This window comes from Exiguobacterium sp. SH3S1, from assembly GCF_004337105.1.
GTDB classification, from domain to species: domain Bacteria; phylum Bacillota; class Bacilli; order Exiguobacteriales; family Exiguobacteriaceae; genus Exiguobacterium; species Exiguobacterium aurantiacum_A.
This window is the reverse complement of the sequence record NZ_SJUW01000007.1, coordinates 1-13,839: the sequence shown is the minus strand read 5'-3', so window position 1 is coordinate 13,839 and position 13,839 is coordinate 1. Positions and strand designations below refer to the sequence as shown.

The 13,839-nt window shown below is 49.2% G+C and carries 9 protein-coding genes, 1 rRNA gene, 1 pseudogene and 2 riboswitches; of the genes and pseudogenes, 8 read left to right on the top strand and 3 right to left on the bottom strand.

Annotation, left to right across the window (positions count from 1 at the left end):
- Positions 1 to 269 precede the first annotated feature (269 nt).
- The gene (locus EVJ26_RS09120; RefSeq protein ID WP_131470285.1) at positions 270 to 1,532 is read left to right on the top strand and encodes a helix-turn-helix domain-containing protein; all 1,263 of its coding nucleotides are present in this window, start codon (positions 270 to 272) and stop codon (positions 1,530 to 1,532) included.
- Between the two features lie 60 nt (positions 1,533 to 1,592).
- Here EVJ26_RS09120 and EVJ26_RS09115 read toward each other — a convergent pair whose 3' ends face one another.
- Entirely contained in the window at positions 1,593 to 1,913 is a 321-nt protein-coding gene (locus tag EVJ26_RS09115) for a hypothetical protein (protein ID WP_131458895.1), read from the bottom strand.
- 204 nt (positions 1,914 to 2,117) lie between these two features.
- Complete coding sequence (locus tag EVJ26_RS09110) at positions 2,118 to 3,956, bottom strand: ATP-binding protein (protein WP_236635542.1); 1,839 nt, start codon at positions 3,954 to 3,956, stop codon at positions 2,118 to 2,120.
- Between the two features lie 234 nt (positions 3,957 to 4,190).
- Here EVJ26_RS09110 and EVJ26_RS09105 point away from each other — a divergent pair, with 234 nt between their 5' ends.
- The 6 genes from EVJ26_RS09105 to EVJ26_RS09080 all read left to right on the top strand — a co-directional run bounded on the left by EVJ26_RS09105 (position 4,191) and on the right by EVJ26_RS09080 (position 12,541).
- The gene (locus tag EVJ26_RS09105) at positions 4,191 to 4,796 is read left to right on the top strand and encodes a flavin reductase family protein (protein WP_131470284.1); all 606 of its coding nucleotides are present in this window, start codon (positions 4,191 to 4,193) and stop codon (positions 4,794 to 4,796) included.
- A gap of 171 nt (positions 4,797 to 4,967) precedes the next feature.
- Entirely contained in the window at positions 4,968 to 5,921 is a 954-nt protein-coding gene (locus EVJ26_RS09100; RefSeq protein ID WP_070329107.1) for an AAA family ATPase, read from the top strand.
- Positions 5,918 to 6,985, top strand: coding sequence for a DUF58 domain-containing protein (locus EVJ26_RS09095; protein WP_131470283.1), 1,068 nt, complete (start codon positions 5,918 to 5,920; stop codon positions 6,983 to 6,985). Before EVJ26_RS09100 ends, EVJ26_RS09095 begins: the two co-directional genes overlap by 4 nt.
- Positions 6,982 to 9,078: a transglutaminase domain-containing protein gene (locus tag EVJ26_RS09090; RefSeq protein ID WP_131470282.1), complete on the top strand. Its 2,097-nt coding sequence runs from the start codon at positions 6,982 to 6,984 to the stop codon at positions 9,076 to 9,078. Before EVJ26_RS09095 ends, EVJ26_RS09090 begins: the two co-directional genes overlap by 4 nt.
- A 41-nt stretch (positions 9,079 to 9,119) precedes the next feature.
- A riboswitch (purine riboswitch) is annotated at positions 9,120 to 9,220 on the top strand.
- Between the two features lie 111 nt (positions 9,221 to 9,331).
- A complete protein-coding gene (gene guaA / locus EVJ26_RS09085) occupies positions 9,332 to 10,855 on the top strand; it encodes a glutamine-hydrolyzing GMP synthase (protein WP_035386677.1) in 1,524 nt (507 codons plus the stop codon).
- A gap of 134 nt (positions 10,856 to 10,989) precedes the next feature.
- A riboswitch (purine riboswitch) is annotated at positions 10,990 to 11,091 on the top strand.
- 88 nt (positions 11,092 to 11,179) lie between these two features.
- Entirely contained in the window at positions 11,180 to 12,541 is a 1,362-nt protein-coding gene (locus tag EVJ26_RS09080; protein WP_131458890.1) for an NCS2 family permease, read from the top strand.
- Positions 12,542 to 12,560: 19 nt separating this feature from the next.
- On the opposite strand, the pseudogene EVJ26_RS09075 reads toward EVJ26_RS09080, so the two are convergent.
- Positions 12,561 to 13,394 (bottom strand): annotated as a pseudogene (locus EVJ26_RS09075) (VanW family protein).
- Between the two features lie 334 nt (positions 13,395 to 13,728).
- On the opposite strand from EVJ26_RS09075, the gene EVJ26_RS09070 reads away from it, so the two are divergent.
- Positions 13,729 to 13,839 (top strand): 16S ribosomal RNA (locus tag EVJ26_RS09070); the annotation flags it as partial.

Genomic DNA, 13,839 nt, shown 5'->3' with positions numbered 1-13,839 from the left:
TTGTTGTATTCACCTCCGGAAATTGAATTACCTTTTATTATTTTTAATTTGAATCGTTATACCTAGATGAAGACTTTGTTACTTTTTTTTGTATAGTTAAATTTTATCACGGATAATTAGACTATTGGACTGCTATCAGTTGGGAAAATGAGAGCAGAAAGTAAGCTTTTATTCGAGCTTATGAATCATAATTTCCTAGTTTAGATACTTAAGATAAAGCAGTAACTAAAAAAACGCTAATATTTAGGGCGAAGGGGCTATTGCTTAAGATGGAATATAATTATGGGAACTTAATCAAAATTGAGCGAATGCGAAGGAATATGAAGCAATCAGTCTTAGCAAGAGGAATCTGCTCAGTATCTTACTTAAGTAAAATTGAAAACAATCAAACTTCTCCTAGTGAAGAAGTCCTAGAACTTATTTTTGAAAAACTCGACTTAAGTGTACCGCTCTATTTTGATTTTAGTGAGCAAATCGACAAAATAAAAAGTGAAATTTTAGAATTGTTAAAAGAAGCGGTTCTAACCAGAAAAGACATAGATAAACATGAAAAATTAAAAAAATATCTTACAAATCCTGTTGTGAGTCAGTCGAAAGAGCTTTACATCATGCTTTTAGTAACTTTAACTCGTTTTGGTATGATGCCAGGCGGTGATCAAAAATATTTTGTTGAGGTTGGCTGGATTGAAGATCAACTCAATCGCGATGATCAGTTAAGGTATACTCTTATAAAATGTTTGAAATCGTTTCAAGATAATGAAAAAGAAAAAGCACTTGAGTTGCTAGAAAAACTTAATGAACATCTTCCGAGTTCAGGTATTCACGATTGGGAGATGGCTGATATGCGCTATATTATGGGAGGTCTATACTATAGGGCAACAGAGTATTTACAAGCTATAGAAAATGTTAAAAGTGCTTTAAATTATTTTCAAGACAACTTTTATTTAGAAAGAATTGTAGAGTGTCACCTCATTATCGGTTTGTCTCATAAACGGAGACGGCGTCTTACGGATGCACTTTCTCATTACCAAAGAGCAGTAAAAGTAATTAGCGCAACTGATTTAAAAAATTACAATGGGATGCTTTACAATAATATGGGGGAAATCTATTCTGCTTTAGGTGATCAAGATAAAGCGCTAGAGTATTTTATGCAAAGTTTTACGTATAAGGTTGAAGTGAAGAGTAAACTATATAGTGTGCTTTCACTAATCGAAGCGTATTCTAACTATAATGATCGAGAAGGAATTCTTAACTGGCTATCAAAGGGATATGAGTTGATGGAAGAGCAGGAAAATTTAGAGGAGTTCATTCATCACTTTGAAATTTATAAAAATTGCTATCAGGAAAAAGACAAGATTAAGCTGATAATTACGTTGAAAAAAGCAGTGCAGTATTTCGAACTGCATGATGACTATGTCTATATTCAAAAGTATGCATTTTGGCTTGCGCGAGAATTAAGAGAGAATGGTAAGTATAAACTAGCCACTGAATACTACGAAAAAGTAATAACGATTATGTCTCAATCTGATTAACGCTTCCCTCGGGAGGCGTTTTTTCACGCGCAAAAAAAAGAGACGCCCGAATCGTCTCTCTCATGGTGTGGTGAAATAGTGAATCGTCCAAAACGATTCATGGAGAAGTGACTCTTGTTCCGCATGCCCTGCCTGTACTTGTTGGATCAAGTGGATGATGTGCTTTTGCAAGTTTGAATCGTGGGAACCGCTGTGGAGGATATGATCCTCGTTCGCGATGATGTAGAAACCACCTAAGCGAAGCGGGATGTGGTTTCTCACGATTGATACGGCAATCTGGAGTTCGGTTTGTCCACCTTGAAGTGGAACGTTTAAATCAAAACGTCCCCATTGTTTAAAGTCGCCTAATTCTGAAAACGCGGGTGGGTCCTGGTGATCCAACTTCATGACCTCCAATCGTGTGTCTCTCTTCTTCCTTAGTATAACTTCTTTTCTATAAAAGACGTGTAAGAATATTGGCATAGGTGTAACCGAGTGAACGAATTCTGTTCCGTTGCTATTGTTTTTCTATATTATGCCAAAAGATTCCTTTATTAAAAGGCAAAAGGCAGTAAAAAACACGATCGGCTTAAATGCCAATCGTGTTCATTGATGAACCGCTTCTTTTAAAGTTGGTAATTCACAGATGAACGTGCTGCCTTCACCGTAAATCGATTCGACGTGTAGGTGGCCTTCGTGTGCTTTAGTGATTTCCTTACAGATGGCAAGGCCAAGCCCGGTCCCGCCGATTTTACGACGGTCCGAATTGTCGACACGATAAAATTTTCCGAATAAGTTCGGCAGAGCGGACGAAGGGATGCCGATCCCGTTATCGCGTACTTTTATGACGACTTGATCGTCGATCCGTTCGAGCGAGACGAGGACGTTGCCGCCTTCTGGTGAGTATTTGATGGCGTTGCTGAGCAAGTTGCCGAGTAGTTGTTGCATCCCGCCGAGATCTGCCTCGATATGAAAATCTTGGGCCGAGTCGGCGTCGAGGTGAATGTGGTGCAGGTCGGTCGTCTCTTGATAGAATGTGATGCTGTCGCGTGCTAGTGTATACAAATCGACATGTTCCCACTCGAACGTCTGTTTTCCGGCCTCCATCTTTTGAAGGTCGAGGAAGTCGCTGACCAAGTAGGAGAGGCGTTTCGCCTCGTCATGAATCGTCTTCAAATACAATTCGCGGCGGCTGTCTTTCAAATTACGTTCGAGCATCAATTCTGTGAACCCGTAAATCGATGACAGCGGCGTCCGTAATTCATGAGACACGGTCGAGACGAGCTCGGACTTCATTCGGTCGATTTCGGTTTCAGCCGTCACATCACGTAAGACGAGCATCGTTCCGTGAAGCGTCTCGTCCCGGTAAATACTCTCCGCATACACTTGGAGGTGACAATCCCCCTGGTCAAGCGAGATCGAAAGTCCGTCTACCGGAGGGTCTTGGTTGAAGACGCGTTCGACATAGTCGATGAACAACTCACGTTGGTCGACGCGTTCGGCCAACTGTTCGATATCGATCGAGACGGTGGCCAATTCCTCATAGCCTTTGTATTCGAACTGAAGCTCATCGAACATGCGCACGAAAGCCCGGTTACCGACGACGGTCTGTTCTTCATAGTTCAAGTAGAGGATCGCTTCGCGCACCGAGTTGATCAATTGGGCCGTCTCTTTCCGATCTTGTTGCATCTGACTGTAAAGGCGCGTCCGTAGCAAGGAAATCGCTAATTGATTCGCGAACGCGTTCAATTCCGACTTTTCGCTCGCATCGAACTGTTCGTCATAACAAGCGAGATAGAGGCACCCGATCATCGTGCCGTCAGACGGATCCTTTACCGGGATGGCCGTCTCGTGGATATAGTAAGGATAGTTGTGAACATCGTCGGCAATTTTTTTCGACGTCGCCTCGAGTGCTTGTGAGGTCATGGTACGTTGTAATAGATATGATTTTTCGATTAAGCTCTCTTGTTGTTCCTCGGTCATTCCGTTTGGGACGACCGAATGGATTTCTCCGTCTTTGACGAGCAACAACGCGCCGAATTCTGCTTCGGTCAACGAGACGATTTTTTCGATGACCGACGAGTAATCGAACAACGATTCCTTTGAGGCGAGCACTTCAATTAATTCGTTTCGGGATTGTAGTTTGGTCTCGTTTTGTTTTGATTCCTCGAGCACTTGTTGCATCTCTTGCTGCTTCGCGTGCATGTTTTCATTTTGAGCAGACGTCCGTTTAATGAGCGGTCGCCCGATTAATAAAATAGCTCCGATAAACATGGCTAACCCGACTACCCAGATCCAACGCAGCGACATCAGTTCGCTTGACGAGACAGTCCCGTCTCGAACGAACCAAGCTCCGATCCCGGTCAAGACGAGGCTGGCGATACATACTCCGTATAAGATGCGGAGTATTTGGCGACTGTCCAATTGTTCAACCCACTTGCTCATAATTCTCTCTACTTCCTTCCATATCTAAAAACCACTTCACTTCATTCATTCATCAAATAATCGAAATATACATAAAGAGAAATCGTCTGATTTTTCTTTTTATCTAATTAATATATCTAGACAGATTTACCCCTAATTTAATGATCCTACACATTCCGATGCGTTTACGTTTGACATCGTCCATTCGAAACAGCTAGCTTGAAAGTAACAATATGATGAAAGAAGAGGTGGGTTATGTTATCAATCGATCCGACTGCATTGACTGAACGAGACACGTATAAGTTTTTAATCGGGAGCATCGTCCCGCGGCCGATTGCTTTTGTGACGACGCGCAATGGCGATGTCATCAATGCTGCCCCGTTCAGTTACTTTAATATCATCGCGTCAAACCCTCCGCTCGTCTCGGTGTCGATTCAACGAAAAGACGGCGTCATGAAAGATACGGCTCGGAATGCAGTTGCGACGGAAGAACTCGTGATTCATATCGTCGATGAGACGAACGTCGCACTCGTAAACGAGACGGCGGCAAACCTAGGGCCGGAGGAAAGTGAGCTCGACCGGACGACGTTCACCATCGAACCGAGTGACGTCATTGAAACGCCGGGCGTCAAAGAAGCGAAAATCCGGATGGAGTGTAAACTTCATCATCACGTTCCAATTGAACATGACGGAAAAGTGACGGCCGATGTTTTAATCGCCCGTGTCGTACGTTTTCATGTTGATCCCGAATTGTTTCAAGCCGGGCGCGTCGACGTAGCTCAATTGGCACCGGTCAGCCGTCTGGCCGGCAATTTTTATGCTAAACTCGGTGAACAGTTCGAGATTGAACGACCTAAATAATCTAGCAGGCGCCCGCTCGTTTTGGAGAGAGGGTGCCTGTTTTTGGGTAAAGAACGGAAAGCCGATTCGCACGAGGTATTTCTTTCATTCAAGCGGCTCAATATGTCACAATAAAATCAGAACATTCGAATTTCGGAAGAGACAGGAACAAGAGAAAAAGGGGAGTCGGCCATGTCTTATCGTCCAGCCATTCAATCGATCATCACCGCCATTGAGACGGTGATCGTCGGAAAAGAAGATGTCATCGCGAAAAGTTTGACTGCTTTGCTTGCCGGAGGTCACGTGCTGTTAGAAGATGTCCCGGGTGTCGGGAAGACGATGCTCGTCCGTGCGTTCAGCCGTGCCATCGACCTTAACTTTAAACGCGTTCAATTCACTCCAGACATGCTCCCGTCCGATTTGACGGGCATCTCGATGTATAACCAAAAGACGAAAGAGTTTGAATATCGTCCCGGTCCGCTTATGGGAAACATCGTCCTAGCCGACGAGATCAACCGGACGTCACCGAAGACGCAGTCGGCGCTCTTAGAGGCGATGGCGGAGCGCAGTGTGACCGTTGACGGCGAAGTGAAGATTCTTCCGTCGCCGTTCTTCGTCATGGCGACCCAAAACCCGATCGAGCATGAAGGGACGTATCCGTTACCGGAAGCCCAACTCGACCGTTTCCTTCTCAAAATCGAGATGGGCTATCCGTCATTCAATGAGGAGATTGCCTTGTTGACCCGTTTCGAGAAGGCAGAACCGCTAGAAGCGTTGCAAAGTGTCATCTCGAAAGAAGAAGTGGAACAGATGCAGCGTGAAGTACGCGACGTCCACGTCTCGAGCGCGGTCAAGCAGTATATCGTCCGCTTGATTCATGAGACGCGGAACGACCCGTTCACATACCTCGGCGGAAGTCCGCGGGCGACGCTCGCTCTAATGAAAACGGCTCAGGCGTGGGCATACATCCATAACCGTGATTTCGTCTTACCGGATGACGTCAAGGCGCTCGCGGGAAGCGTGCTCGGGCACCGGGTATTGTTGACGGCGGAAGCGCGCTATAAAGGGAAGACGTCAGAGCAACTTGTCAAAGGGTGGCTCGACACACTTCCTGTCCCGATGGATCGCGAGGTCAAGGAAGTATGAAAAATTGGATGAAGCTGTTCCTCGTCTGGGCGGCGGCATTCGGACTTTATGCGTTCGCTCGCATCGAAGGGAGTATCGTCGCGTCGACGCTATGGTGGTCATTTTTCGTCTTGACCGTGTACTGGACGCTGTTCATGGTGTATCCGGTCACGGCGGCGAACGTATCTCGTCGCGTCACGACAAAACGCCTCGTCTCCGGGCAGACGATGGACGTGGCACTTCGAATCGAACGGAAGTACCCGTTCCTCGTCGGTGTCGTCACGCTCGAAGAGACACCGCCACCGCGCTTGGCCGAGGTGACGGATCCAATCGTGATCCCGGTCGATCGTTTCTTTCGACGCAGTGAGACGGTCCATTATGAAGTGGAACACATTAAACGTGGCATTCATGTGTTTGACCGGACGCTTTTTCACGTGCGTGACGTCTTTGGGTTATTCGACCGTAAACGGACGCTTCGGATTGAGACGGTCGTCGAAGTCTCCCCGGCTGAACTTCCTTTCGATTTGCCGCGCGATGAACACGTCGGCGGACGGGGCGAGCAATATCGGCGCACCCGGACATATACCGAAGTCGCCAACACGACGAGCGGTGTCCGTGAGTATGCGGCCGGAGACCGTATCGGCCGGATCGATTGGAAAGCGTCGGCCCGTCGAGACAACTTGATGACGAAGACGTTCGACCAAGAGCAAGAAAAGAAACTATCGCTCGTATTCGTGCCGTCGGCTTCGGCCGGGCATGAGGAAGCGTTCGAACGTTCGCTATCACTGCTCGTCGGGGCGATTCGGCAACTCGAGCGCAAAAACTTACCATTTGAACTGTACGTCATCGAAGAGCAAGTCCGCTTGTTCCACTTGCCGGACCAAAGTGCCGAGCTTGGGCATTATCTGTTGACGGCGACGCCGGAACCGGAAGGCCGTCTCGTCGAGCGGGTCAAGCGCAACTTGCCGCAAGAGACGGGCAACTTGATTTTGATCAGTCCGTTCGAGACGAAATGGGTGCGCGAACTGATGCATGAGACCCAAGGCAGCTATCATCTCTATACGGCGAACGAGGTGATGACATGACCGAGTGGTTGAAGCGAATCGTCTATACGGCGCTGGCCGCTTACTTATTGTCATTTTGGGTTGAACCGATCGTCGGAAGCACGACGTTTGACGTGAACTGGCCGTTTTTATTTTTGCTGCTCGTGCCGATGTTTGCGAGTCTGCTCCCTTGGTACGGCTTTATCGCTGTCATCGTCCTCAACTTTTTTACTGTCCTCTACATTTATCACGGCAGTTTGCTCGACTGGTTCGGGCTATGGCTCGACGACTTGACGGGCGTATTGAGCGGGGCGCTGCCTGAAGAAGCCATTTTCTTCTCGGCGATGGCGCTCATCGGTGTCTTGTTTGCCATCTTGGTCGGCCGGACGTATCCGAGCTACGGCTTCGTTCTCGGAATGATCGTCTCGACACTTGGGTTGATGGCGTATTTTGACACGTGGACACTCTATGATGGCGAAAGTAAAATCCTATTCGCCATCTTGGCATCGCTCTTCCTCTTGTTCGTGACCGATGTTGCGAAGCGTCCGAGCAAATCGCTCGTCCGTTACGTCAGCATCGGCCTGCTCGCGACGGTCGTCATCGTACTCGGCAGTGTGTCTCCGACAATCGAAGGTGACTGGTCCGATCGGTTGACGACGAGTTTCCAAAACGCGGTGAACGAGGGCGGTTCAGGGAGCGGTCGTGTCGGTTATGGCGTGAACGATGAACAGCTCGGCGGTCCGTTCGAACAAGATGACGGCATCGTATTCATCGCCCGCGGTGTGCCGGCCCGCTATTGGCGCATCGAGGCGAAAGAGATTTACACGGGTAAAGGATGGGTCGAATCCCCTGTCCTCGATTCTGACTATAACCGGGGGCAACTCGTCGACGATGAGGTCGATACGACCCCGGAACAGGCGTTACTCCGATTTGACCGCCGCCAGTCGTTCGTCCCGTATGGTGGGGAGTACCCGCAGGCGGTGGAGACGGAGAGTGGGACGGAGTTCCTTGTCGGAGACATCGACGAGTCGTTCCCGAATGAGACGATCCACATTCGTCCTTCCGGAAAAATCGTATTCGATAATGACGGACAAGTGACGCCGGAGACGATTCAGTTGCGATACAGCGTTCCTTCATTTACAGAACAGCAACTCGAACTGAACGAACCGGTGACGACGTTGACGGATGAGGAACAACAAGCCTATTTGCAGTTGCCGGATACGCTACCGGACCGGGTCCGTGATTTAGCGGTCGAGATTATGGCCGACAGTCAGAACCCGTACGAACAAGCGCAAGCGATCCAAGCCTTCTTCCAGTCAGGCGAGTTCCAATATGATACGGAAGATGTGGCGACCCCGGAAGGTGAGACCGACTATGTCGACCAGTTCTTGTTCGATACGCTCGTCGGGTATTGTGATAACTTCTCGACGTCAGCTGCCGTGCTCTTGCGGGCGAACGGTGTGCCGACACGCTGGGTGAAAGGCTTTACGATGGGGGATACACGCGGAGTCATCCAAGGCGAAGAAGAATATACGGTCCGAAACCGCCACGCCCACTCGTGGGTCGAGTATTTCGTGGAAGGAGCTGGATGGGTACCGCTCGAGGCGACGATCAGTTTCTCTGACGCCAGCTTGTTGCAAGTCGAGACGGAATCGGACATCCGGGCAGATGATCCAGTGGCGAACGACCCTCAGGCGAACCAAAACAATCAACAGACGAACCGTCCGCAAGAAGACTTGGCGCTCGATGACGTCGCGACAGGCGAGACGGCGGCCGAGTCGTGGAACATACCGGTTTGGGCTTGGGTGCTCATCGTGTTCGCAGTTGCCTTGCTCGTCTGGAACCGCAAGTCACTCGAACGGTTGATCATGGTCCTCTGGTGGACGAGACGTCCGCTCAATGAACCACGGCTCGTGGCGATGCATCGTTATCTCGTGAAACGGCTTCGCGGCGCCGGATTTAAAGTTGAGGGCCGGACGCCGTCCGAGCTCGCGGCCGAAGTCGATGCGTACTACGAATCGGACGAAATGACGCGCCTGACGCGCTTGTTCGAACAGAGCCTTTACGCCGATCAAACTCCGAATTCAAAATATAAAGAATATTGGAAAATCATGATTCGCCGAATTATGAGTTGAAGTGAACGGGTGCATACAGTAAGATAGACGCATTAGTTAGACAATTGAACAAAGCATTCCTTCGTATATACTCGCGAATTGGCGCGAGAGTCTCTACCGGACCACCGTAAATGGACCGACTATGAAGGAGCACGTTTCGTATACAGAAAAAAGGGCGTGCTTCTTCTTCGGTTTGGTGAATCCGTGGGAGAGGCTCGCTCTTTTTTTGAGATGAAGGCAGAAAGGTGGAGGTTTTGTGAAGATAGAACAAGAAATGATTTTGGTGCTCGACTTTGGAGGACAATACAATCAGTTGATCACACGCCGAGTGCGTGACCTTGGGGTGTACAGTGAGCTTCATTCCCATAAGATGACCGCTGCCGAGATTCGTGAACTTGCCCCGGCCGGTATTATTTTCTCGGGCGGACCGAACAGCGTTTACGCGGAAGGTGCGTACCGCTGCGATCCAGAAATCTTTGAACTCGGTATCCCGATCTTTGGGATCTGTTACGGCATGCAGCTGATGACGCATCACTTTGGTGGACGCGTCGAACGTGCGGCCCACCGCGAGTATGGGAAAGCGACGCTGTTCTCGACACCTGAAGCATCTGCCCTTTACACAGGCTTGCCAGTTGAGCACACGGTTTGGATGAGCCACGGTGACCTCGTCATGGAAGCACCGGAAGGGTTCATCGTCGATGGGACGAACCCGTCTTGCCCGGTCGCCTCGATCAAAAACGACGACCTCAAAATGTATGGTGTCCAGTACCATCCGGAAGTACGTCACTCGGAGTACGGCAACGACATCTTGAAAAACTTCATCTATGAAGTGTGTGGTGCCAAAGGCGAGTGGTCGATGGAGAACTTTATCGACATCGAAGTCGAGAAGATCCGTGAGATCGTCGGCGATAAACAAGTCCTCTGCGCCTTGTCTGGCGGTGTCGACTCATCTGTCGTCGCAGCACTCGTCCATCGCGCGATTGGAGACCAGTTGACGTGTATGTTCGTCGACCATGGTTTGCTCCGTAAAAACGAGGCGGATAGCGTCATGAAGACGTTCGCGGACGGATTCAACATGAAAGTCATCAAAATCGACGCGCAAGAACGCTTCATGGCGAAACTAGCCGGCGTCTCGGATCCGGAACAGAAGCGGAAAATTATCGGCAATGAGTTCATTTACGTGTTTGACGAAGAAGCGTCTCAACTCGTCGATATGAACTTCCTTGCCCAAGGGACGCTTTACACGGATATCATCGAGAGCGGTACCGACACGGCGCAGACGATCAAGTCGCATCATAACGTTGGTGGCCTGCCTGAAGATATGAACTTCACGTTGATCGAACCGCTCAACACGCTATTTAAAGATGAAGTACGGGAACTTGGGACAGAACTCGGTCTTCCTGAATACATCGTTTGGCGTCAGCCGTTCCCGGGACCAGGTCTTGGAATTCGCGTCCTCGGTGAGATCACGGAAGAGAAGCTCGAAATCGTCCGCGAGTCGGATGCGATCCTTCGCGAAGAAGTGAAGAAGGCTGGACTCGAACGCGATATCTGGCAGTACTTCACGGTCCTCACACCGATCCGTTCGGTCGGGGTCATGGGCGACGAACGGACGTACGACTATGCGGTCGGCGTTCGTGCCGTTACGTCGATTGACGGGATGACGTCGGATTGGGCGCGTATCCCTTGGGACGTGCTTGAAAAGATTTCAGTTCGAATCGTCAATGAAGTCAGTCACGTCAACCGTGTCCTGTACGACATCACGTCGAAGCCACCAGCAACAATCGAATGGGAATAATCTTGAGCAGAGGGACTCCCTCTGCTTTTTTATCTAAAACCGAACATTTAACAAAAAATTATTAATAAAATCCGTTATTTTGTTGACATTCAATTTTAACGCTGATAAGATAAAAACGTTCTTATTCATATCCGAACAATCAAATTAAATTTTGCCGTATAATATCGGGAATATGGCCCGAGAGTCTCTACGAAATCACCTTAAATGATTTCACTACGGCGAGACATATATAAGGGGACGTCTGTCCCTGTATGTTTCGCGTGGGGTCCTCGGTCATTGATCGGGGACCTTTCTCGTTTTACGGCGAGCCAAGGAGGAAAACCAATGAGCACACAGCTCAAGCAAGAACCGAAACATCAACCGTCAGAAAGCCGGATCGAACGTCACTTCCAGTTGAATGAACTTGGAACGAACGTGAAAACCGAACTCGTCGCAGGATTCACGACATTCCTCGCGATGGCGTACATCTTGTTCGTCAACCCGAACGTGCTCGGGGCTGCTGGGATGGACATGGGTGCCGTCTTCGTGGCAACCGGTCTCGTCGCACTTATTGGATCGGTCACGATGGGGCTATTCGCCAACTACCCGATCGCTATCGCGCCAGGTATGGGGCTTAACGCCTTCTTCGCCTACAGTGTCGTCATCGGGATGGGCATCCCGTGGCAGACGGCGCTCTCGGGTGTTCTCGTCTCAGGATTGTTCTTTATCGTGTTAACACTTTCAGGTATTCGTGAGACGGTCGTCAATGCGATTCCGGCTCCGCTTAAAATGGCGGTCGCCGCTGGTATCGGATTCTTCATCGCCTTCATCGGATTGAAAAACGCCGGTATCGTCGTCGCCAACGAAGCGACGCTCGTCGGTCTCGGTGCACTCGGTACAGGGACGACGCTTCTCTCGGTATTCGGTCTTGTCGTCACAGCGCTTCTCATGGTCCGAAACGTTAAAGGTGGTATCTTCATCGGGATGCTCGCGACAGCAATCGTCGGAATGATCTTCAACCTCGTCCCGACACCGACGGCGATCTCGGATATCGTCTCGATGCCGCCGAGCATGTCTTCAACGTTCGGTCAAGCATTCATCAACTTTGCGGACGTGTTCACGGTACAAATGCTCGTCGTCATCTTGACGTTCTTCTTCATCGACTTCTTCGATACAGCGGGTACGCTCGTTGCGGTCGCTCGTCAAGCGGGCATCATGAAAGACAACAAAGTACCGCGTGCGAGTAAAGCACTCATGGCTGACTCGACAGCTACAGTCGCTGGTGCGATTTTCGGTACGTCGACAGCGACATCTTACGTCGAATCGTCAGCGGGTGTGGCTGCAGGTGGCCGTTCTGGATTGACAGCAGTATTTGCGGGTCTCTTCTTCGGACTAGCACTCTTCTTCTCGCCACTTCTCGCAGTCGTCACGTCGGCAGTCACAGCCCCGGCGCTCATCATCGTCGGTGTATTGATGGCGTCAGCACTTCTCGATATCGATTGGAGAAAGCTTGAGATTGCGATCCCTGCGTTCATGACGATTCTCATGATGCCGCTCACTTCATCGATTGCGACCGGGATTGGGCTCGGGTTCATCCTGTATCCGCTCATGATGATGGCGAAAGGGAAGGCGAAAGAGGTTCATCCGATTGTGTACGGAATGCTCGTCATCTTCCTCGCATACTTCATGTTCTTGCCACACGCTTAAATGGCTAAGGCCGACTCGATTAGGAGTCGGCCTTTTTGTATGCAGTGTTTTCTGGCAGGAACGGATCATACATCGTGAGTGCGTGGTTTTCAGTGATGAACTCATTGCGTAGCAGTGTGCCGTCCTGTGAAATGACTTCTCGGAAAATTTGATTGTGCCGGATTGTCCCGCTCCACCACTCCTTTGTGAAATGGTGGTTTTGTTCGTATATTTTATAACTGACGGCCGGCGGGATGTCGGATCGCCATTCGCCGACAAGTTCATCTCCTTCTATATATAGAAGCAATTGATACGTTTGGGTTGTCTGATTCATAATTTGCAGATCGAGATAATTGTATGAACATGTCGCCCCGCTGCCGAACGGTTGGTCGCGTCTAGAGTCCGGGAATACATCGTAACTGTGCCGATAACGTTCGGTGACGGTGAGTGGGCTGTGCAGTGTGATCCAGTAAATCAAATTCGAAAGTTGACATAGGCCGCCCCCGACACCGGTAGTGACTTTGCCGTAGTGAAGGATCATGCCGTCGACATATCCTTTCCGTTTCGTCGGCCGCCCGATTGATTTCCAGTAAGATAATACTTCACCAGGGTGGACGATCAAGTTGTTAAGTTGCTTGATTGCGATGTTCAGGTTGATCACTTTGTTTCGTTGCATTTCCATATCGACATCACGGAGTCTTCTGTATAAAGGTGTGCGATGGGTGTGGATCAAATGAGGTAACGGCGCTTTACTTTTAGTGGACGCATAGTGCTTCTCGTCCGTCATCCATTCGAGACTTCGTTTGAGCGTATATGCTTGTGTCCCAGCCTAGATACGTAGGGGCGACCTGTGTTTTGGTTGGAGTTGCTGCATGTTGTGGCCACCTTCTGTGAATGAGTATAGGGAACGTATTCGAGTAGCGGAGAGTGATTCCTTCTTTAATGAAAAAGAGAAGAGAAATTTTTCTGAAGTTTTTTTAGAATAATGCTTGCCAGGCAGTTTGGGGGATGATATAGTTATCTCTGTTGCCAACAACGCTTTCGGAAAATGAGAAAAAAGTTGTTGACATGATTTAAAAAGAAATGTTATTATCATTTAGTCGCTAACGGCGACAGACGAACTTTGAAAACTGAACGATGAGGCAAAAAAAGTTTTACAAGTTTTGATTGAAGCGCAAGCTTCGTCATTTTCAAGAGCTATATCAAATTCTTTGGAGAGTTTGATCCTGGCTCAGGACGAACGCTGGCGGCGTGCCTAATACATGCAAGTCGAGCGCAGGAAATCGACGGAACCCTTCGGGGGGAAGTCGACGGAATGA

Excerpts from the sequence above, each read along its gene's own strand:
- EVJ26_RS09100 (WP_070329107.1), top strand. The coding sequence starts at position 4,968 with ATGTCTTATCGTCCAGCCATTCAATCGATCATCACCGCCATTGAGACG.
- EVJ26_RS09105 (WP_131470284.1), top strand. The coding sequence starts at position 4,191 with ATGTTATCAATCGATCCGACTGCATTGACTGAACGAGACACGTATAAG.
- EVJ26_RS09120 (WP_131470285.1), top strand. The coding sequence starts at position 270 with ATGGAATATAATTATGGGAACTTAATCAAAATTGAGCGAATGCGAAGG.
- EVJ26_RS09090 (WP_131470282.1), top strand. The coding sequence starts at position 6,982 with ATGACCGAGTGGTTGAAGCGAATCGTCTATACGGCGCTGGCCGCTTAC.
- guaA (WP_035386677.1), top strand. The coding sequence starts at position 9,332 with ATGATTTTGGTGCTCGACTTTGGAGGACAATACAATCAGTTGATCACA.
- EVJ26_RS09110 (WP_236635542.1), bottom strand. The coding sequence starts at position 3,956 with ATGAGCAAGTGGGTTGAACAATTGGACAGTCGCCAAATACTCCGCATC.
- EVJ26_RS09080 (WP_131458890.1), top strand. The coding sequence starts at position 11,180 with ATGAGCACACAGCTCAAGCAAGAACCGAAACATCAACCGTCAGAAAGC.
- EVJ26_RS09095 (WP_131470283.1), top strand. The coding sequence starts at position 5,918 with ATGAAAAATTGGATGAAGCTGTTCCTCGTCTGGGCGGCGGCATTCGGA.